At 44.9% G+C, this 21,841-nt stretch carries 18 protein-coding genes, 2 tRNA genes and 1 pseudogene; 8 read left to right on the top strand and 13 right to left on the bottom strand.

Translation table 11 applies throughout. The features are described 5' to 3' along the window. Positions 1–18: 18 nt before the first annotated feature. From ACJJIE_RS02895 to ACJJIE_RS02865, 7 genes and pseudogenes are all read right to left on the bottom strand, one after another. Positions 19–789: a glycosyltransferase family 2 protein gene (locus ACJJIE_RS02895; RefSeq protein WP_282932300.1), complete on the bottom strand. Its 771-nt coding sequence runs from the start codon at positions 787–789 to the stop codon at positions 19–21. Between the two features lie 81 nt (positions 790–870). Beyond that, a complete protein-coding gene (locus ACJJIE_RS02890; protein WP_444893489.1) occupies positions 871–1,827 on the bottom strand; it encodes a GDP-L-fucose synthase family protein in 957 nt (318 codons plus the stop codon). Positions 1,828–1,830: 3 nt separating this feature from the next. Next, positions 1,831–2,946: a GDP-mannose 4,6-dehydratase gene (gene gmd / locus ACJJIE_RS02885; protein WP_444893488.1), complete on the bottom strand. Its 1,116-nt coding sequence runs from the start codon at positions 2,944–2,946 to the stop codon at positions 1,831–1,833. Positions 2,947–3,023: 77 nt separating this feature from the next. Then, the gene (locus ACJJIE_RS02880; protein WP_444893487.1) at positions 3,024–3,563 is read right to left on the bottom strand and encodes a glycosyltransferase family 2 protein; all 540 of its coding nucleotides are present in this window, start codon (positions 3,561–3,563) and stop codon (positions 3,024–3,026) included. A gap of 48 nt (positions 3,564–3,611) precedes the next feature. Beyond that, a pseudogene (locus tag ACJJIE_RS02875) lies at positions 3,612–3,725 on the bottom strand (glycosyltransferase family A protein); the annotation flags it as partial. Between the two features lie 528 nt (positions 3,726–4,253). Next, positions 4,254–5,345, bottom strand: a complete 1,092-nt coding sequence (locus tag ACJJIE_RS02870) for a glycosyltransferase family 4 protein (RefSeq protein WP_444893486.1) — start codon at positions 5,343–5,345, stop codon at positions 4,254–4,256. Then, a complete protein-coding gene (locus ACJJIE_RS02865; protein ID WP_444893485.1) occupies positions 5,338–6,396 on the bottom strand; it encodes a glycosyltransferase in 1,059 nt (352 codons plus the stop codon). Before ACJJIE_RS02865 ends, ACJJIE_RS02870 begins: the two co-directional genes overlap by 8 nt. Positions 6,397–6,670: 274 nt before the next feature. Between ACJJIE_RS02865 and ACJJIE_RS02860 the strand changes: the two genes are divergently transcribed. The 8 genes from ACJJIE_RS02860 to ACJJIE_RS02825 are packed head-to-tail and all read left to right on the top strand — an operon-like array spanning position 6,671 to position 15,239. Further along, positions 6,671–7,378 carry an ABC transporter permease gene (locus ACJJIE_RS02860; RefSeq protein WP_444893484.1) on the top strand — a complete coding sequence of 236 codons (708 nt, stop codon included), beginning with the start codon at positions 6,671–6,673 and terminating at the stop codon, positions 7,376–7,378. Beyond that, entirely contained in the window at positions 7,375–8,073 is a 699-nt protein-coding gene (locus tag ACJJIE_RS02855) for an ABC transporter ATP-binding protein (RefSeq protein WP_444893483.1), read from the top strand. Before ACJJIE_RS02860 ends, ACJJIE_RS02855 begins: the two co-directional genes overlap by 4 nt. Continuing rightward, the gene (locus ACJJIE_RS02850) at positions 8,070–9,092 is read left to right on the top strand and encodes a hypothetical protein (RefSeq protein ID WP_444893482.1); all 1,023 of its coding nucleotides are present in this window, start codon (positions 8,070–8,072) and stop codon (positions 9,090–9,092) included. The genes ACJJIE_RS02855 and ACJJIE_RS02850 overlap by 4 nt, the downstream gene beginning before the upstream one ends. 17 nt (positions 9,093–9,109) lie before the next feature. Further along, positions 9,110–10,045, top strand: a complete 936-nt coding sequence (locus tag ACJJIE_RS02845) for a glycosyltransferase (RefSeq protein WP_444893481.1) — start codon at positions 9,110–9,112, stop codon at positions 10,043–10,045. Further along, on the top strand, positions 10,042–11,157 hold the full coding sequence (gene glf, locus ACJJIE_RS02840) for a UDP-galactopyranose mutase (RefSeq protein WP_444893480.1): 1,116 nt from the start codon (positions 10,042–10,044) through the stop codon (positions 11,155–11,157). The genes ACJJIE_RS02845 and glf overlap by 4 nt, the downstream gene beginning before the upstream one ends. A 13-nt stretch (positions 11,158–11,170) precedes the next feature. Next, positions 11,171–12,952, top strand: coding sequence for a glycosyltransferase family 2 protein (locus ACJJIE_RS02835; protein ID WP_444893479.1), 1,782 nt, complete (start codon positions 11,171–11,173; stop codon positions 12,950–12,952). Between the two features lies 1 nt (position 12,953). Beyond that, the gene (locus tag ACJJIE_RS02830) at positions 12,954–14,102 is read left to right on the top strand and encodes a hypothetical protein (protein WP_444893478.1); all 1,149 of its coding nucleotides are present in this window, start codon (positions 12,954–12,956) and stop codon (positions 14,100–14,102) included. Positions 14,103–14,123: 21 nt separating this feature from the next. Next, on the top strand, positions 14,124–15,239 hold the full coding sequence (locus ACJJIE_RS02825; protein WP_444893477.1) for a hypothetical protein: 1,116 nt from the start codon (positions 14,124–14,126) through the stop codon (positions 15,237–15,239). A gap of 182 nt (positions 15,240–15,421) precedes the next feature. Here ACJJIE_RS02825 and ACJJIE_RS02820 read toward each other — a convergent pair whose 3' ends face one another. The 6 genes from ACJJIE_RS02820 to cysC form a co-directional block, all read right to left on the bottom strand. Beyond that, positions 15,422–16,291: an NAD(+) kinase gene (locus ACJJIE_RS02820; RefSeq protein WP_282932288.1), complete on the bottom strand. Its 870-nt coding sequence runs from the start codon at positions 16,289–16,291 to the stop codon at positions 15,422–15,424. Positions 16,292–16,471: 180 nt separating this feature from the next. Continuing rightward, positions 16,472–17,449: a 1-aminocyclopropane-1-carboxylate deaminase/D-cysteine desulfhydrase gene (locus ACJJIE_RS02815; protein WP_444893476.1), complete on the bottom strand. Its 978-nt coding sequence runs from the start codon at positions 17,447–17,449 to the stop codon at positions 16,472–16,474. A 411-nt stretch (positions 17,450–17,860) separates the two neighbouring features. Beyond that, a tRNA-Asp gene (locus tag ACJJIE_RS02810) sits at positions 17,861–17,937 on the bottom strand. A gap of 27 nt (positions 17,938–17,964) precedes the next feature. Next, positions 17,965–18,040 (bottom strand) — tRNA-Val (locus tag ACJJIE_RS02805). Positions 18,041–18,140: 100 nt separating this feature from the next. Further along, positions 18,141–20,507, bottom strand: a complete 2,367-nt coding sequence (locus ACJJIE_RS02800) for a DUF6351 family protein (RefSeq protein WP_444893475.1) — start codon at positions 20,505–20,507, stop codon at positions 18,141–18,143. A gap of 196 nt (positions 20,508–20,703) precedes the next feature. Further along, positions 20,704–21,333: an adenylyl-sulfate kinase gene (gene cysC, locus ACJJIE_RS02795; protein WP_282932285.1), complete on the bottom strand. Its 630-nt coding sequence runs from the start codon at positions 21,331–21,333 to the stop codon at positions 20,704–20,706. Between the last annotated feature and the right edge of the window lie 508 nt (positions 21,334–21,841).

Here is a 21,841-nt window from a genome sequence, read left to right as displayed (position 1 = left end):
GCAGGGAAAGGTTGGCCTTCACCGCCTGTGGGTAAGGCCAATTCCTGTGTATTCGAGCAGTTTAAGAGGTACTTTAAATAGAATCAGGAAAAAGTTTGTGTAGATATGATTTTCTTTGCAAGCCCTAACAATTTCCAGGTTTTGATGAATCCGCCCCCAAATGCCTTGGGAACTAACACCCCCTTCACGCATCTTCACAATACATTTTGGCAAGCGCCTGAAGCTGATTTTATCCCGATGAAGAAAACGAGCTAGCAATTCAAAATCTGCTGCAACACGGTAGTTGGTTTTATATAAACCTAGCTTTTTATAACAGTCACGCCGTACAAAAAATGTAGGGTGGGGCGGCATCCAGCCCCAGCGAAATTTTGAAACCCTAAATTTACTGGAGCCATAGAAACGTACTCTTTGACTTAAATTATTACGAGCCACAATTTCCAGGTCTGCATAGACAGATTGGGCTCCCGAAACCAAAAATTCATTAACAACATTTGAAATTACACGACTATCAGAATAGACATCATCAGAGTTAATTGTGCCGACTATATCGCCAGACGCCAGGCATATACCTTTATTCATAGCATCATAAATACCTGAGTCTTTTTCAGACACAACTGCCGCGACTTGGTCTTTAAACTCAGATATTATCTCTAGCGTGCCATCAGTAGAGCCACCATCAATAATTATATGCTCAATATTTGCATAATCTTGAGCCAACACGGATAGTATTGTGTCGCGAATGGTGTCAGCACTATTTAGACAAACCGTTATCAGGCTTATTTTTATCACAAAAAGTCTCAAGTTGTCGTTTCGTGAAAAGTAAAACCTCTCTTGAGAACTTTAGTACAAATTACAATATCTGACATTCGATCAACGTAAAATACTTCTATACCAGTCGTATGTTTTCTTTAACCCTACTCCCAAGGAAGTCTGGGAATCCCACCCCAACTTCGATAGCTTTGAGGTGTCTAGCAACTTCCGCGGCACACCATCAGGCATCGACCTGTCAAATGTAATATTTCCCTCAAACCCAATGATCTCGGCGATTAAATAAGCCAGCTCCTTAACAGTGCAATCCACCCCAGTACCCACATTTAGGTGGGAGCACATAGGCTCTGTCACGGATCGATATACTCGATCTTCCAAACCCATTACAAACACCAACGCATCAACCATATCCTCTACATACAGAAATTCTCGTCGAACATCACCACTCCCCCAAATCCTGACATTCTGCAGCCCTTCATTTTTGGCCTTATGGAAACGATATATTAATGCAGGGATAACATGTGAATTTGCAGAGTCAAAGTTATCATGTGGACCATAAAGGTTTGTCGGCATAACACTGCGATAGTTACGTCCATACTGCCTTGAGTACGATTCGCACAACTTAATTCCGGCAATCTTGGCAATAGCATAAGGCTCGTTAGTCGGCTCCAGACTACCACCAAGCAAGTCCCGCTCCCGTATCGGTTGGGGGGAATTCCTTGGATAAATACAAGACGACCCAATAAACAACAAATTTTGGATATCGGCCTTGTGCGCCTGATGGATTACATTGCCTTGAATCATCAGGTTCTGGTAAATAAAATCAGCTGGGAGCCTGCTATTCGCCAATATGCCCCCCACCTTTGCCGCAGCCAAATAAACAGTATCAATCGATTCCGAATTAAAAAAATCAGAAACAGCATTAGCATCTGTCAAGTCCAGCGAATCTCGAGGGCAAGTAATGACCTCACAGTTTTTTACCGGTCTCAGCCTCCGAATTAATGCCGAACCAACCATACCCCGATGACCTGCGATAAAAACTCTCTGGGAGTATTTCACTAACTACTCCTCAAAAATAGGCTCAGTGCGATAACCATTGCCAGCCAACAACAAATTCCGCTTCGCTTCCCTCAAATCATACTTAACCATCTCCCCAACTAAATCTTTCAAGGTTGTTTTAGGTGCCCACCCCAGCTCTTGCCTAGCCAATGAGGCGTCACCTACTAGTGACACCACTTCTGTCGGGCGAAAATAACGAGAGTCCACTTTAACAATTACATCTCCACACTTAACTGCTGGAGCATCTTCTCCCACAATTGAAGCAACAACACCTACTTCTTTCTGCCCCTCTCCATGAAACTCTATCGCTATCCCCAACTCTTGAGCACAATTACGAACAAAATCTCGAACGGAGTATTGCAGCCCTGTAGAGATGATAAAATCCCTAGGACTTTCTTGCTGCAACATCATCCATTGCATTTCAACATAGTCCCTAGCATGACCCCAGTCCCTCAGTGCATTCAGCTCCCCCAAATACAGGCACCGCTCTAAACCTTGGGCAACATTTGCCAAACCCCGGCTTATCTTTCGAGTAACAAAAGTTTCACCACGCCGTGATGACTCATGATTAAATAAGATTCCATTGCAAGCATATAAGCCATAGGCCTCGCGGAAATTGACCACAGTCCAATAAGCAAATAATTTTGCTATTGAGTATGGAGAGCGAGGGTAAAAAGGAGTATTTTCATTCTGAGGGGTAGCTTTGGCAGCACCATAAAGCTCCGATGTTGAGGCTTGGTAAAATCTGGTTTTATCCAACCCCAGAAGACGCATCCCCTCTAGTATTCTGAGGGTTCCAAGCCCGTTCACATTTGCAGTATATTCAGGGCATTCAAAACTGACCGCAACATGTGACTGAGCGCCCAGATTATAGATTTCATCAGGCCGCACCTCCTGAAGAATTCGGGTCAAATTGCTCGTATCGGTAAGGTCTCCATAGTGAAGAAAAAACCTTCTACTGTCATCTTGCGGCCCTTGGTACAAGTGATCTATGCGGCTCGTATTAAATGAAGAGGACCTTCTTTTAACCCCATGAACCTCATACCCTTTCGCCAATAAAAATTCAGCTAAATAAGAGCCATCCTGGCCTGTTACACCCGTTATTAATGCTTTTTTCATGTCTCAGCCTGTTAGAATTATTGGTATACAAGCGCACCACCTCTCCACAACCAATACCGTCCAAACACTTACAAAAATCAATGTCGCTCAGGTTTCGCCCCTAACATCAAGCGAGCCACCTCCCATATTTCAACCCCCCACAACCTTATCTGAACGAAAGTTGCCAACAATCTATAACCAATATAAATTTCCCTTTTCTGCCAAAAAAATACGACCGACCTTACCGGCGGAAGAAGGGTATATAGGATCAACTTAAACCTCCCCGCCCCTTGAGAGAGAGAAAACTGCCCTCCCTTTATCCGCCTTGCTTTTGTCGCTACAGATTGCCAGGAACATCTAACTCGATGATGGACAAAAGCAGACTTCAGAAATAAAACTTGGTGCCCTCTAGCCCTCAACCTTTTGCAAAACTCAAAATCACCACTCGAAAAGGAATTCTCACTAAATCCGCCAAGCTTCAGGAACAAAAACCGATCCACTACCATATTTGCTGTAGCCGCTACTCCTGCAGATACGTAAACTTCTTGTGGTATCCCCCTCATAAAGTCATAGACTTCATAGATGTTAGAAAATCCATATTGCTTTTGGCTTCGGACATCACCGCCAAACAACTTCACACTCCCTCCCCAACACCCAATCGCCCTATCAATTCCAGCTATCCACTTTGAATCCGGCAGGCAATCAGCATCCGTAAATATAAGCCAATCACCTTCGGCTAACTCTGCCCCTTTGTTTCTTGCCGCATAAGATCCAGGCTTTTTGCACGTTCCCGTCTTAATATGAAAACTCCCCCCCCCCTAAAAAGGATGGAGAATTCCCGTCGTTTGATATCAGTACAAGCTCAAAAAGGCCCCTTGAAATGACCTGAGACTCCAAGCAACAAATCAGCTCCTCAATGAAGTGCCACTGCTGATAGACCGGAACAATCACGGAAAATTTAACCCGCATAGCAGCACCAATTGCAGATATTGTTAGACATTTGAATCATCACGCACTGACTAAACGATTAGCACAACACTTGGAATTAGCAACCTACAACATTGGCCAACAAACAGGATGGGCGGGGATTTCAACAACTGGATCAGGAGAGAGATAGATGGGAATTTCGACAGTAGCCAGGGCAGTTAGAACCTGACAACCTTAAGGGAAGACCGAAACAATCAATGAGAAAATAAATTTGGATAAGGCTTAAAGCCCCACAACCTTGAAACCGCAGAACACAAACATACTTCAGGGAATAGCCAGAGACCCGCCCGAAAAGAGAATGGTGTAGAAGCTAGCGCTATAAAAAGATGAACCAAAGCCAGCTACCCGTTGATAGCAGCCTCCTCCAACACCTTCAAGGTGGCTTCCGCTGCTCGATCCCAAGAAAACTCTTTTACCCGAGCGCATGCAGATTCCTGAAGGCTATGGACCAAATCCAAATCTGAATGCAGCTGATGGATACCATTAGCCATGCTAGAAACCGAAAGAGGGTCGACTAAAATAGCTCCATCTCCAGCCACCTCCCGCATAGCTCCAGTATTAGAGGTCAAAACCGGCGTATTCTGCGAAAACGCCTCAACAATAGGCAGCCCAAACCCCTCATAAATCGAAGGGATAAGCAAAGCTCTGGCATTATGATACAAGCCTCTTAACTCGTGATCAGGCACATAACCCCGCACCTTTACCATTTCACCTAAACCCAACCCCTCAATAACATCACTTAATCGAGGCAGCCCCCAGCCTTGCCCACCGCAAATATAAAGCGGCAATGCTCCTTGAGTAGCCATATCCAAGTAAGCTCGATATGCGGCCAGCAGGCGCTCCAAATTTTTCCGGGGCTCCAGAGTACCGACGAAAAGGAAATACTCCCCATCAATGCGGTCGTCAGTATTTTCCAGGAAAGGTGCTTCGGGAATAACAACAGTCTTACCCACAGACTTCGGCATTAACTCTGTGAGCTCATCGGCGGTAAATGCTGATACCGCTATCACCGTTTGCGCCGAGTTTACCGAAGGGGGCATCAACCCACGCTCTAGATGTTTACCAAATACAGACATAGTTTCAGGAAGGCGCGCCCAAACCATGTCGTGAATCGTCACCACCCGGCTTACTGAAGACGGCATCATCAGTGGCAAATGATGCCTGGGGGACCAGAATACCTGCAAGCCATCATGCCTAGCCCAGGATGGGAAGCGGGCTTGAGCAAAAAGAGTACCCAGTGATTTACGCCCAACCTTCCCTGTACGTACGACCACATTAGCTGCATCACAGAACCTCTCAGGGAGCGGCGCATCACTATAAAGGAACCATTCATGCCCGCTTTTTACCATACGTTCAATGAGGGCTTCCGTATAACGGCCAATACCTGTAGTGACAACTGACAACGGCCTGGCATCAACACCAATCCTAAGCACAGGAACTCCTGTCGGAGTCAATCACCTCACTACCAACATCAGACCCTAGAACTTCCCGATAAAGCTCTTGATACGATTCTCGCATCTTCTCGCCCGTAAACAGAGTCTCATAACGCTGGCGGGCTGCAGCCCCCATTATCTTAGCTCTTTCAGGGTTGGAGCTGAGGTCATTCATAGCCGCCCGGAGCGCGGAACTATCCGCTGGAGGTATCACATGGCCAGTTACACCATTCTCATTTACAAAGCTTGTACCGGTGCCTATCTCACAACTTATAAGCGGCTTACCGGCCATAAGCCCTTCAATCAAGGTGACCCCAAAGGCTTCAGAACGCAGATGAGAAGGAAAAACTACAGCACCACATAGTCTATACAATGCTGCCTTTTCTTCATCGGATACAAACCCCAGAAATTCAACGTTGTTCAGGCCCAGTTTAGAAACAAGAGCGCGCATACGCCCCTCTTCTGGTCCCGCCCCCGCAATCAATATGCGACAGCCAGTCCCCTCAGCTGCGCGAACCAGGTATTCAAGGCCTTTGTAGTAACGAAGAACACCAACAAAAAGCATGAAACCCTGGCCATAGGTGTCCTCAATACGCTTCAAGTCGTCTTCACGCGGGGGCGGCAAGGTATCCTCATCAACCCCCAAGGGAATCACAGAGACCTTATGCTTCCAGCGCTGCAAAACAGGGCTTGTTGCCACATACTGCTCAGAAGTAGCGACGATACGATCCGCTTTGGCAAAAAAACGATTCATGAGAGGGGTGTAAAGCTTCAGCAGCCACCTCTGCCTCACCACATCAGAATGGTAAGTCACAACCAAGGGGCGCCGCTTGCCTGCAAATAGGTAGGCAAGATCACCAAAAGGCCAAGGAAAGTGCAAGTGCAACACTTTCGCTTTGCTACGCCATACATCCAGTAGCAAACCCGGTCCAAAACACATTGAATTGAAAGAAAACCAGCGGCGACTAGCCCGAACTTGCAAGCCGGGCTCAATCTCATAAGAGCCGGGCTTGCAAGAGAGGGCTAATACCTCACCTCCGGATCGAGCCATCTGAAATATGGCCTGTTCCAGCCCTCCATGCGTTTCAGGAAGGAACGTCCTATAACAATGAGCTGCGGTTACTTTTTGTACCAAAACATACGGCCTTTACAAATTCAACGTACTAGTTTACAGCATGTAAGCTGTTGTTTCTAAAGCTTTTACTGTATATTTGGCGCTTCTGTGCCTTTATAATGCCACTCCTATTTGTAACCGTAACACCTGGATGCTTAAGAATCACTTCAATATTGTTTGGCTCAGGGGCGTAAACGCCTTAAAAGCGGACATGGAAAATACCTACCTAGGAACTGTCTGGTGGGTAATGGAGCCACTTCTTCTCACAGGGCTTCTCTACTTCGCATTCGCATCTGGATTCCGCGGCAACCAAGCTGGGCCAGAATTTTTAGCATTCCTGCTGTGTGGCATGCTCCCATTTAAATGGTTTGCGTCATCCATCAGCAATAGCGCCGAATCGATAGTTAACAACAAAGGGATACTTGGCCAATTTTACTTGCCCAAGTGGATATTTGCTTGCTCAATCAATCTATCTATGCTCTTGAGGTTTGTATGCGTCCTACCAATACTTTTTGGTGCGCTATGGCTCTCGGGGTTTGCCCCCTCCGTCGCATGGTTAGGACTTATCCCTGTCATTTTCTCCCAGCTTGTCATTAATCTCGGGCTAAGCTTGTTAGCTGCGGCTACCATACCTCTGGTGCCCGATTTACGACACTTGGTACCTCTATCCGTAACCGGGGTACTTTTCACATCAGGTATTTTCTTCGATATAGGCAGCCGCCCGCCAGAGGTTCAGGAGCTTCTATTTCTCAATCCATTTGCTGAAATTTTTGTTAGCTACAGAAAGGTTCTTCTAGAGAACCAAATGCCCGCGATTGGAGAGTTAGCCTACCCACTCATTGTTGGAGCTATATCCCTTATCTCCGCCCTAGCCCTGATTAAAGCGTTGGATAGAACTTACCCAAGAGTGCTGCTATGAGCTCGCCGATATTAACATTTTCAAAAGTAGGCCTCGCCTACCGTGGAAGGTTGAGCCTATTCACAAAGCCGAACTGGGTACTCAAGGATATCTCATTTGAACTGCTACCTGGCGAAACACTTGGCGTTATTGGGCGAAATGGTGCCGGCAAATCAAGCTTGCTTAAATTGCTTGCTGATATTATCTCCCCCAACAGTGGAAAAATTCACAGGCAACCCCAAATTAAGTCGCAATTACTATCACTTGGATTGGGATTCAATAAAAATCTGAGCGGTATTGATAATGCTCTTATGGCGCTGGTAACCCAAGGAAGCAGCATCCGTGATGCTAAAGAGTTAATTCCAGCTATTATAGAATTTTCAGGTCTTGGCGACACAATCAAAGAGCCCGTTGGTACATTTTCTGCTGGCCAAAAAGCTCGCCTCGGATTTGCCACGGCAATTCACGCAACGCCAGATATATTACTACTTGACGAGATCCTAGGGGTGGGCGACAAAGATTTTAAACGGAAATCAACAAAAGCGCTAAAGGAAAAAGTGCAGTCAAATCAGACTGTAGTTCTAGTATCCCACTCCACCCCAACATTAAGAAAACTCTGTGACAGAGTGCTGTGGATAGAGAACGGAATGGTTAACGCAATTGGGGGAGCCCAAGAAGTCCTAGATATGTACGAAACTGAGGCAGTATCCGCATGAAGATTTACGTACATATTGGTTCAGATAAAACCGGATCAACTGCTATTCAAGCTACTTTAAGCCAGAATCGAGCAGCCCTAAGAGCACAAGGTATAGAGTACCCCCAGTTTCAAAAGCAAGGAAACCACCACGAATGTCTGTTTCAAGAGCTTCGATCAGGTAAAAAAGGCGAGTGCTGGCTCAAGCTGGATAGAATAATCTCCAGCAAACCAAAGTACCTCATTCTTAGCTCCGAGGCCTTTTGCACTTTAAAGACTCCCGAGATAGCCCTACTTAAAAAATGGCTAAACTATTCTGACACTCGTGTAATTGCTTATATTCGTAGAGCCGATGAGTACCTAGAATCAGGGATAATGCAGAGACTAAAAACTGCTAAATCATACACAGCCTTTAAGTGGCAGTACATAGCGGCAAAGTATATCCCGACCCTTCTAGACCCTTATGTCTATAGAGCAGCATTCAAAACACTATTTGTTAAGCGCTGGGAAAAAGGATATCCCGATGGAGTAATTATCCGCCCATATGACAAAAATCAGTGGAAAGACGAAAACCTTATCTTGGATTTTTTAAGCAGCCTAAACCTTACGGAAGCTCAAAACTCAATCCAAACCAGCAAAGTCAACAGGAATATTACCTCTAGCATTGCAGGCATCTACGCAACTTCAATCCTAACGCGAAACAAACTTTTGGGGCTAAGACTACAACTCAGCCAAAGCCTTGCAAGAGACCCCAAACTCAAAAAGGAAGGCGCATTTTTAAGCTGGAACAAACGCGCATCTGCGCGCATGATTTCTCAAATCTTTAACTACTTCACAATTAGCCCTCAAAGAGTCAGCTTTTCCAGTGAGAAAACCCCCAAATCGCTTGGACTTCCAAGGCTATCGGAACTAGTGTCCGCTTCTGAAGACATTATTGCGAACCAATTAGCCGAAATAAATAAAGAGTGCACTAACCTTCGACGCACACTAGAAAATAGTTCGCCCACATCTAAAGAGCAGCCCACTGCCGCTAAAGATTAATATAGGAGAACACTGATTTGACGTTGCACATTACTGACAAATCAGCCTCTGCACCATTCATTGAGATTGTAATTGTAACCTACAATCGAAAGGCAGACCTACTTGATCAGCTAAAGCTACTTACACTCCTGGATTACCCAAAGGAAGCTTATGGCATTACAGTTATCAACAACAATAGCAGTGATAACACCGCTTCTGCAGTTGACGAATTTATTAAGCTCCATAACAATATCAAGCCTTCCATTAGGGTTCATACCTTACCCGAGAATCTTGGGGGGTCTGGCGGCTTTAGTGAAGGTATCAGGATTGCAATTTCCCAGGATAGCGCAAGCTACATTTGGCTTTTAGACGATGATGCAACCCCACAAAAAGATACGCTAAGGCTTTTAGTTGCCAGTGCAGAAAATGAATCAGGAAGATGTATCACTGGTGGGGTAATTATAGATAAGTCAAATACGAGGAAGGTTACAGAAGCCGGAGCTAAGGTGAATTGGTGGAAAGCCAGACAAGAATTATTTTTTAATGGTAAGGCTGTCGACAACCTACCCTTGGAACGCTTTGAAAGCGAATACTCATCCGCAGCTTGTATGCTTATCCCTATAACTGCGGCCAAGAAACTCCAGAAATTTGCAAATTACTTTCTGCATTTTGATGATGTGGAGTGGTGCTTAAGGGCAAGAAAGATCGGCTTTAAAACACTCATCGAACCAAAAGCTCGAGTCGCTCACCCCACAAAAAATGGAACCTTCCGTCCAGGCATTAGATACTACGATGTGAGAAACTTTTTATTTACTTCGGCAAAGCACTACAAAATAGCAACTCCTTACCTATTTTTTAGATTCTTTGTAAAAGCAGCTATTTGCAGCCTCTTTCCCAGCAAAAGGATTGAGAGCCTAGAAATTTTCAAAGCTTTATTACACTTTACAACTAAAACTCAGGGCAAAATGCAATGACTTCAGAAAATAACTCTATCGCCATTGTCGGTGCTGGATTCTCAGGGGCTGTTATCGGCCGAGAGCTAGCAGAAGCTGGATACAAAATTGAAATCTTTGAAGCACGAGATCATATCGCAGGGAACTGCCACACGGAGCGTGACAATGAGACAGGCGTAATGGTCCACAAATATGGGCCACATATTTTTCACACCGCAGACCAAGAAGTGTGGGAATACATAAATAGATATGCTGAGATGATGCCTTACAAAAACCGTGTCAAGGCAATCTACAAAGGTAACGTGTATAGCCTTCCTATCAACCTACACACCATCAATCAATTCTTTGGGAAAACATTATCCCCTAGCGAGGCCAAATCCTGGATTGAATCTCAGGCAGACCTATCCATCGAAAACCCCAAAACGTTTGAAGAGCAAGCACTCCGCTTTGTTGGGAAGGATTTGTATGAAGCCTTCTTCAAAGGTTATACAGAAAAGCAGTGGGGGCTCCATCCCTCAGAGCTTCCCGCCTCAATCCTTAAACGCCTACCAGTGCGGTTTAACTATGACGATAATTACTTCAACCACCCATATCAGGGCATGCCTAAGCATGGCTATACCGAAATCGTAACCAAGATCCTAAAGCATGAAAATATCACTGTCCATCTAAGTACCCCCTTCGACCCTAGTGAAAGGGAAAATTACAAGCATACATTTTGGTCAGGCCCTCTTGACGCTTTCTTTAATTATAAGCATGGCCGACTTGGCTACAGGACACTGGATTTTAAACGAAGCACGCAAGACGGAGATGCACAAGGAAATGCGGTAATTAATTATACCGAGGAGAGCATTCCCTACACCCGTATTACTGAGCACAAGCACTTCGCCCCGTGGGAGGATCATGATAAAACTGTAATTTATCACGAACATTCACGCTCATGTGAAGAGGATGACATCCCCTACTATCCTATTCGCTTAGCCGGCGAAGTGGAAATTCTAGAAACATATGAAAAGGCAGCAGATAGCATTAATGATGTAACTTTTGTTGGGCGGCTTGGGACTTACAGATACTTGGATATGGATGTAACCATTCGCGAAGCTCTCGATGCAGCAAAGAAATTCCTCAAGAACTAAACAGATTATGAACATGAATCACATATTCAAGTGCGCGCTCCCTAAAATTGGAATCTGCTCTGAAGAACACCTTTATCTCAGAAGAGATCCCAAAGCAACGCAATATAACTACGAAAACTCAGATATTCTTTTCCTTGAAAGAAGCACTATCAGCTTCGACACCTACTTTAACTTTTTTAGTAGCGCAAAATTCAAAAAATACACTGATGTAAAATCTCTTTTTCTTGAGTTGAAATTTTCAGGCGAGATAGTTGTCGAATTACATGACATTCTTGAGGATAATTCAAAGAAGCTCTTAAAGCAGATCAGCCTAAACGACGATGCGAAAATAATTGATATCTCTGAGGCTTACGTTAACTCCTCAAATATCTGCTTTTCTATAACTGCATCAAAAGGAAGCTCCTTTCATACATTTAGCCTTTTAACGCACGAAAGCCCAATTAACGAGGTTGAGCTAGGTATCGTAGTACCTACCTATAAACGTGAAAGCTATGTAAAAAAAATTGCAAGGTCAATTCATCAAGCATCCCTGGCTCACCCAAGAAATAAGGTTGAAACAATTATTGTTGACAATGGCTCAACCCTGGATGAGTTTGCCGAGGAGTCTGTTGAGCTTATACCTAACCCTAACTATGGCGGGGCGGGTGGATTTGCAAGAGGTCTAATTAGAGCTCGAGAACTAGACAAAACCCATGTTTTATTTTGCGATGACGACATCACTTTGGACCCCATCGTTATATCCCGAATAATAACCATTTTTGAATATGCCAAAGATCGCAAGCTCTCAATTAGCGGATCCATGCTTAGATCAGATCGTCCAAGCATGCAACATGAAAACGGAGCCCTTTTGAATGATGACTATCTATTCATCCCCTTAAAACATAATTTAGACTTAAATTTTTCAAGCAATTTAAAGATCAATGATACTGAAACGGCTCGGGACTACGCCGCCTGGTGGTGCTTTGCTTGGCCAATCAAAGAATTATCCGATGCCGGATATCCAAACCCTATCTTTTTCCGCTGGGACGATGCTGAATTTTCCCTCAGACTGAAGGAGAAAGGGGCGAGCATTATAGACTTTAATGGTATTGGAGTTTGGCATGACCCGTTTGAACACAAATATGCTTCTAGTTCAAATTATTACGAAGAACGAAACTGCTTTCTTGCTAGGTCGCAAAGGGATAAAGACTTCACCTATAAAAAGTTCTTGCGCCGAGCAAAGATCAAAGTCTTTCATCATGCGCTAATGTTTCGATATGAGACAGCAAATATGATTTTAGACGCATATAATCATGCGCTGGAAGGGGAGTCTCACTTCTCAGAAATTCGCCCAGATGAGTTTCATCAAGCCTTACTAAAAAGTCAAACTGAAAAAACTGGTGAACTCCCTCAGAATTACAACTTAATGCAGTCCATACATGCCCCCCATTACTCAACTTCACGTCTGAAGTGGCTTCTGGCAAAATTAACTTTAAATGGACACCTGCTGCCATCTGCTGCCCTGAGGAAGGGAACATCTCCAACCTCACCTGGCACAGTATTCGCCTCAACCCTTGAGTGGCAGCACCCGGTTTTACTGAGGGCACGAAAAGTCGTATTTGTTGCCGGTGATGGAAAAAATGGCTTTATTGCTGAAAGAAGTCGCCGGAAGTTTATGCTATTAATATATAGATTTGCGCTATTTTCACTCAAATCCAGGAAGAAGTTTTTATCAGCAAAGGAGAACCTTAAAAACTCCGAAAAACTAAACACAAAATCCTTCTGGCTATCCTACTTAGATCGCGCAAAAGACTAGCATGAAAAAGAAAAATTTATTTATTCATATCGGCTATTTCAAAACTGGGACAAGCACAATCCAAAGATTCTGCAGTGACAATACGTCACTGCTTTTAGATGCAGGAATCCTGTACCCAAGCCAATTCAGGCCTGAGAACAACAAGACGAACCACGGACTTCTTTCCCTTTCAGCAATGAGAGAAAAGGGGCTTACACTGCCCCTTTGGTTCTCCCGTTCTCAAAAAAACATGAGGAAGAGTTTCTCTGCCTGTTTATCTGAAATATCCAAAATTTCAGATAAACATGGAGATAAAAACATATTAATTTCCTCGGAAGAGTTTGTACATTTCTCTATTGACAGCTCATCTGAAAGATTAATTGGCGAAATAGCCAATGCCGCACAAAATCACAATATTGTTGCAATATGCTACCTCCGCAATCCACTTAGCTACCTAGCATCTTGGTATTTACAAGTTAGTAAAGAGCACCCCACCCCCAAGTTTTCAATCTTTGCCGCTAGGCAACCTGAATACCAAATAAACCACAAAAAAACTATAGATTTGTGGTCAAAGTCTTTGGGGAGAGAAAACGTTCATCTTTTTTCATATGACAAACTTAAAGATAAGCACCTAGAAAACTTTTGCAACTTTCTCCATATCCCACATCAAGGAATAGATTCCCCCAATGCAACCAAAATAATAGAAAACAAAAGCAAACCTTTCGGTGAGGCTGAAGTTCTCAGGCGGATAAAGTGTCTCAACAAGATAACAAATCCCCAATTAGCATACAATACTATCCATGATTCCCTTAGAGAAAATTCGCCCGAGTACAATCAATTAAAAACATATCTTGAGGTAGCAATAGAAGATTATTCATCCTTGAAACCTCACCTAGATTCGAGCGTCATCAACAACCTAAAGATAGATAGCATTTTTGAAGTTGAAGACAAGCTCAATCAACCCTCTTCAATGCAGCTACCCCTATCAATTAACCCCGACAACTTTATCAAATGCACTGAAATAGCTGACATTTACCGCGAATTGTTCTACTTAACTACAGGAAGAGATGATCTGTCTGCCCACAAGTTTATAGAAGAAGCACATCGCTTACGCCCTTCGGGACCACTGATCAAGCGACTTTTTGACTATAGCAAGCTTCTAAACAGCTGAATTTAATTAACTGGAATTCAGATGAAAAAACAGATTATCTACATTCACATCGGATGCCATAAAACTGGCACGACCAGCATACAGATAGGTTTACACAGCCAGAAAAAAGAGCTTCAACGGCTTGGTTTTTCTTACCACTGCTTTGAAGGCACACCTGCAGCCAATCGTTATCTAACCTTCAAGGATATGAAGGAAGGTTTTTTCATTAAAAACTATGACCTCCTCATTAAAAAACTCCGAGAAGAAAATAAAGAAAAAGTCATCATTTCTGCTGAAAACTTCTCATTTATATTTTCAAAAAGTGAACTCAGAACCCTCAAAAGAAGGCTCTCCAAAGAGTTCCATGAAATAAAAATAATTACATATCTGAGAAGACAAGACTCACACCTGGTCTCGCACCATCAGGAAGGAAGTAAGCCAGACAGAGTGCCCGAAGAGCTACTATGGGGATACTCTACAGAAGCCCTACCGAAATATACGCCCGGCCATGAGAAATATCTAAATTACTACCAACGTTTATCCATGTGGTCTGATGTTTTTGGTATTGGAAATGTTCTCATTCGTGTATTTGAAAAGGACAAACTCTACAGAGGGGACTCTTTTCTAGATTTTATTCAAAGTATAAATTTACCTTCAGAAAATTTTTCGCCCCCCACCAAAGAAAACAAATCTGAGGGAAGTGTAAAATCAAAGTATGGCCATCTAATCAACAAAACAATTAAAAATCCAGATATAAAAAGAGCTCTTTACCATTCGCTACCCAATAACCCTGAGAAGCATCTCCCTACAGCCAGCGCTGCAGAAGATTACTACCAGAAGTATGAGAAATCTAACAAGAACCTTGCATTGAATTTTTGCAACTCAAATAGGCCTCTATTCTCAGACAACTTCTCCATGTACTCAAACCCTGAGCTCTCACCTATAAGCTGCGAAGATGTTCTCACCACACTTCTTGAGAAGTGTAATGATATTTTCTCTTCCTTTTCGGTTGAAGCTCTTCGAGATTCAGCAATCCTTCTAGAAGGAAAATCTCCCGAGCTAAGCTTGGCACTTATGGAAATGGCAAAGACTCTCCGCCCTGACGGACCACTCATAAATAGAAAAATTTCACATTACAAGAGAAGTAGAAAAGGCTAACTACGACTCAGAATAAAAGGGTAAGTGCTGCTTGCTTATCGAGCAGCCCCCTACCTATATCAAACACCTGGACCCAATAATATTCCCGAAAAGTACCAACTACTCGCTGTTTTTAATATTTTTGAAGAGTTTTTATCTAGATAACAATAGAACGCAAGACTTGTTATTAAAAATACGAAATCTCATTCCGCCCACCCCAACTTAGACCTACAAGTCTCATAAAAGTTATGGTCAATAGGGTGAATCAATGTAAGGCGATGCGGCTTCTTATGGACCCGAATAACATCTCCAGGCTCCGTTACCACCTGATCATGTCCATCACAAGTAATATAGGGCTTTGCTACATTTTGCTCCCCCACGATCAACTTGAATTCGCTACTACCCTCCACAACAATCGGGCGACTGCTTAAAGTGTGGGGGTTCAGGGGGACCAGAACTATTGCATCTAACTTAGGATGCATAATGGGCCCCCCTCCGGAGAGCGCATATGCAGTAGAGCCCGTTGGGGTCGAAATAATTAGGCCGTCTGATCGCTGCGTATAAACAAACTGACCATCGATATAGAGATCAAACTCTATCATCCTTATAAATTCACCCGGGTGAAGAACCACGTCATTTAATGCCGAGCCCTTCCCAACAGGTCTACCGTCACGAGTGACCGACATATCTAGTAAAAACCGGCTTTCCGCCATGTATTTACCGGATAAGACTTCACCAACCTTTTGCTCTACCTGATCAGGCGTGATATCTGTAAGAAAACCTAAGCGGCCACGATTAATGCCCAGAAGAGGAACGCTATAGCGCGCCAGGGATCTGGCCGCTCCAAGGAGACTGCCATCTCCTCCAACAACAATTACAAGATCGCATAGCTCACCCAGTTTATCTCTGGTAGACACCCGCGCGCTGTGGGACGAAACGCAGGAAGCTGTGCCTTCCTCCAGCACCACACTGTAACCCTCTCTCTCAAGGTAAGCTATCAGGCGCTTTAAAGACGAAACTGCGTTTTTACTTTCTGTTCGGCCGATCAGCCCTATATTCTGAAATTCCGACACGGCCCCTCCCTTTCGGCACTTCAACCAGCCTTTTTGGCCACAACAACACAACGATCAAGTCGCACCTTCAGCACCGAGTAAGGCCTGGCAGCACAGAACTGACTATTATGCCGCAGGCCTATAGATGAGTCGAACACCGTAGTTCCATTGATCGCTGGCTTACCGAAAAATAGCAGATGTTCAAGCAATACCACGTCGGCCCTGCAATCCTCCTGAGTGGATAGCTAATATCTTACTACCCTTTCGAAGCCGACTATTTTTTGCACTATTTGATAATGCAAATAGCAACTTAGCTGTATAAACTGGGTCTAGTGGAATACCCGTCTCAACCTCTAACTCGTCCTGAAATCGCCGCAACTCCTCCGGGTACTTTGCATAACCTCCACAGTGATAACCCGAAAGCAGCCGGTGGTGAATGCCGCCTGCTTCGTCTGTAAGGATCTTATGAGCTGCGTCAAGACGTGCGATTTCTCCCTCCTGGGGCAACCAGGTAGCAGCATCTCTCAATATACTGTTTCCCGCCTTTAACACTTCAACACCCACTGTCGAAATACCCTTGAGGCCTGAGGCTAGCCCCGCGAAAGTAGCTCCTGTACCACAAGCCGTCCAGACCTGATCAAATCCGACTGGAGCACTCCTTAAAATTATTTCACCTAGAACCCTTGCCCCCCTCACGCCTATATAGTTAGATCCCCCTTCGGGAACAAATAACGCCGACTCCTCGTCCACTCCAATTTCACTAATGAAGCTCGCCTCCCCTCTTCGACGATATTGCTCTCTGGAGACAAAAATCAACTTCATCCCGAAACGCTCTGCATCTTGTAAAGTTGCACTTAACCTATGCGCTCGCTCCCCTCGAATTACACCCACTGTGTCAAAACCAAAACGAGCCCCCGCAGCTGCAACAGCATGAACATGATTCGACCAGGCTCCACCGCAAGTTACAACGGTCCTCAATTGACGAGCCTCTAGCTCCAATAGGTTATAAAGAAGTTTATAGGCTTTATTGCCAGAGATTAGCGGGTCAAGAAGGTCATCTCTTCTCACCCATAGCTCTATACCAGGAAATAAATCACTACCCACCAACTGATAAGGGACTTCCAGTGCAGCTTTTGTAAAAGCATCAACATTTAAACAAGACAGGAAACCAGAAAGCATTGAGCAACCATGCAAGACTATTAACTAGGAAAGAATGATAATTGTGTATCGCAAAATACCCACAAGCATCAAGCCAGGGAACCCCGAGCAACCCCACCCCCCCCTCAAACCTCGCGGACTCTCAAAACCCGCAGAGATATTTCAGAGACTACTTGGATACCCTTCCTCAAAGAGGCCGGAAACTTTCACGCAAATGATAGAAATGATGCTCTTAGCCTTTTCGGAAAAATTAAAGAAAAGCTTGAACCAAAAAAGAAGAATGGACCACTTACATAGAGAGCACTAACCCAAGCCCTTTACGAGTCTGCCGACCAAAAAAAAGTCCGCGTCAATCACAAGGTCCAGCAATAGAGCTAAACCTGCAACGGCCAGACACAAAAAAGCCCTCGCATGTGAGGGCTTTTTTGTGTCTGGCGGACCGGACGGGACTCGAACCCGCGACCTCCGGCGTGACAGGCCGGCATTCTAACCAACTGAACTACCGGTCCTCGGTAGCAAACTTCCTTTGGGAAGTTTGGTGGGTGGTACAGGGGTCGAACCTGTGACCTACGGCTTGTAAGGCCGTCGCTCTCCCAACTGAGCTAACCACCCGCTGCTCTTTGTTTTTGAGGCCGTGCCCCCTTGAGCGAGGCGAATATTACCCGACTGTAGATTTCTGTCAACAATTTTCGCGCCAAATATTTATACGCGGTCAATTTTCGTCCGAATCGTCTGGTAAAGAGACTGGCATTCCTCTCATTTCCACCTCATCAGTGCTTGCCCCTTGCAATACCTTCCCCTGACGATAGTCAGGGTCAAGTAGATGACCGGCAATCTTCACTGGTATCTCCCTCGGTATCAACTGCTCTTTAGGGCGGGCAAGGTCTTGCTCATTATAATTGCACACACCGGTTGGAAAAATCCGCTTTAGATCTACTACACGACTAGAAATTTCCTCTGTGAATGGACCATAAATACCCTTCGCCAAAGCTCGCTCAACCGGCTGCAGTGCACACTTAAAGACATCATCAGTCACTGGCGCTCCCGCCACTTGTCTTGAGGTACTATGGATCGGGTATACCCTCATACATTTACCAGGAGCTTGGCTGTTCCAGGAACCATTCCAGACATCATCCCCTGACGCCAGCAAATTTCCTTTCTTGTCGAAGCATCGATCATTAGCATCATCCGGACGGTTTTCCACCACACCTTTACCTGGATTTTTCATAATGTTCAGCATCCAGCGATCAATAAGGTCTAGCGCCTCATGCAATGGGTTATAACCTTTGTCACTCATCCAGATCAATTGATTTTCTGCATGCCCACGAGCGCGCCGAATACGCTCGCGTGCAGAGAAAGATGCTGAGCTATGGTGCATATCCGGCTCTTTATCCAAGTAATGCCGTAAATCAATGATGGGGATCTCTACATCTCCGAGGAAAACATGGCCGGAACGATATATCCCATTAATAGTCTCCAGGCTTGCTCGACTGCGCTTCGCCGGGTTTTGAAGTGTTCCCATATTAAGGTTTTGCTCACTCCAAAGAGATAGGCGAACAGGAAACATATTTCCATTCATAAACCACAATTGCTCTTGGCTCTGATTTTCTGGTGCTTTCCAGCCACCTACAGCAGCATTAACGCGTAGAAATGTATCTATGTTAATTTCGCCATTCACCAGGGCTTTTAGTCCGTATTGAACCCCCTCATTATCCCAAGAGCTATTTGCATACCCCGATGCACTGGCACCATAAAACTGTCGCAGGTCTTCCCAGTGAGTCCAATGTACTTTTGGGACAAGTTCCGATGCAAAACTCTTCGCAAAGTGAACAAAGTTAGGATTGTTGACCAGTGGTACCAAGCCTCGCCACCCCTCAACGCACTCAGTACTTCCTTGCATCTTATTTCGGTAGCGGCTATCAAAAATCCCAGCGAAAAAGCTCAGCACTCCAAATTTGCTCGATCCATTTTCACTGGCTGCCAACCCCTGAATAACAGTCCGCTCTTCAGCTTTTTTCCAACGCTGATTCGAACTATCCACTATGTCAAAGAAATACTCCAGCGGCTCACAGTCAAAGGCGTAAATAGTTTGGGATACCATATCCGGATAGGAATAGAGGGGGATAGCGGCATCCAAAAGGCCAGGAGCATTCTGTGCAAATAGATACTGCTGAATCGCCCCCCCTGACCCCCCAATACCAACCGTGTACATCGGTTCACCGTACAACGATTCAAATTGCTTTTTTACTCTGCGAGCAGTGTCTTCCGCCAGCCACATATTGTAGTGATTTCTAGTCTGATTGGCGGTCGAATAGACAATCGCATAACCGCGCGCAAGCTCATCCATTCGCCGCGTGGTGATATCTCCTTTGTTAATCTTTCCCTGGCGCCCCCCTATACCCACGCCACCACGAAACTGATAAATCAACCGTTTATTCCAATTGCTACCACTTGGCTTACTCGCAGACTCACCCTCTCCCCTTAACACAGCTATCGCATAAAAGTGACGATTGATCGTGCCCGTCTCCACGCGAACAATAAAATCCACCTGTTTTCCGTTTACCGTCACTTTGTCGATATCATTTCTGGCCTCATGCATATAGTGAAACTGGCCATCGGTAGTGCTTCGATAAAAATAGGTAACTTCAGTAGCGTGACTGCAATCCCGGCTATACCCAATAACCTCTTTTGTCTTCCTGCCCTTATCGTTTAGAGCAAAAATGGGCACCCCTTCCCCATTTTGGTTGTCTACCAGGGGCTGCTTATTTGTAATATTGTTTTTCCCGCAATAGAGAGGGTACCTAGACGGGCCACTAAATAGAGTCTCCACAGGTCCCAACTCCCCTAACCCAATAGGAAAGGGAAAATATTCAGGCGGGCGGGACATCATTCTCGGATGAGGGCCGGAGTAGGCAGCTATAGGTTGATAGTCCAGCCCCCCTTCAGGAACACCCAACACCGGAGCATCTACGCTCCCATGGACTTTTGGCAGCTGATTATACCCATACCATGCTGCCGCCCCCAGGCCTATTAGCACCAAGAGCAAAATAGAGAGTATCCAGCCTCTCCTTACGGACATAAGCGCCTCCACAGGGAACATCACTTTCTGTACAGCTTGAGTATATGAACGGATGTCCCAGGCTACTGACAGTTGGCGCCAAGAGAGACTTGAAGATAGGAAGGACTTGTTGAGCAATGCGCAACAGCGCAAATATCTTTGTGACAAAAACAAAAAAGGGAGACCGAATGATCTCCCTTCTCACGAATAGTACCGCTTAGTCTTTAGCGATAATACCTTTCTCCTGGAGAGTAGAGAGAATCACTTCAACCTCCTCCTCAAGAGTCATCTCAGCAGTGTTCAGGTGTAACTCAGGTGAAACTGGCGCCTCATAGGGGTCATCAATACCAGTAAAGCCTTTGATCTCACCTGCGCGGGCTTTCTTATACAGACCTTTGGGATCACGCGCCTCAGCTTCCTTCAGCGGGCAATCTACGAATACCTCCATGTAAGGAAGGTCACCTGCTTCGTGCATCTTTCTTACCAAATCGCGATCTTCGCGGTATGGACTGATAAAACTGGATAGAACAACCACGCCAGTATCTGCGAACAACTTGGAAATTTCGCCTACACGACGGATATTTTCCTGGCGGTCTTCAGCCGAGAAGCCAAGATTAGAGTTGATGCCCAAGCGGATGTTATCGCCATCCAGACGGTAGCTAAGCACGCCACGCGCAGCCAGAGCCTTCTCTACCGCAACAGCCACAGTGCTCTTACCAGAGCCCGAAAGGCCGGTAAACCAAAGGGTCACGCCTTTGTGGCCGAGGATGCTCGCCCGGTTTTCACGGGTGACATCACCCTCATGCCAATGAACATTGGTCGCTTTTTGCTCAACTGTAGCCGTCACTGATCACTCCACGTCTTGAATACAATTCCTAATGCCACCGGTACAAGACACTTCACTGTACCCTGTACAAATGTCTGCCTGTGGTATGGGCGCCAATTATCGAGTATTTGAGTGGCCAGCGTAAAGCCCCTTGTTATAACGTGTCTATTCAATCCAAAGCCTTGAGTGCATAAGAAGCAAGGGGTAAATTTCCTTTGCAGGAAAATCAGATTAGAAAAATAGTCCGGTCAGTAAACTCTCATTGGGACGTAGTTCACGAACTTTTCAGCGACATCTGCAGGAACACCCCTCTAGCACCTGCATTTAAACCGAGGCTGAATAATACAAGAGCGTTTCTTTGATTGTATCCCGAGCCTACTCTCTACAGGAAAGTCTGCACCTGGTTTTAACTATTAACCCCTCCACTAACGTTAAGATAGGACTGAACTCCTTTGACCTTGCGAAATATAAATATTCCCACTTTCAGAAGAAAACGAACTCATATCAAATCACTAACAACAAAATATAA

This window comes from Microbulbifer maximicatervae (SeqCode) (genome assembly GCF_052467325.1).
This window is presented reverse-complemented; position numbering and strand designations above follow the sequence as displayed.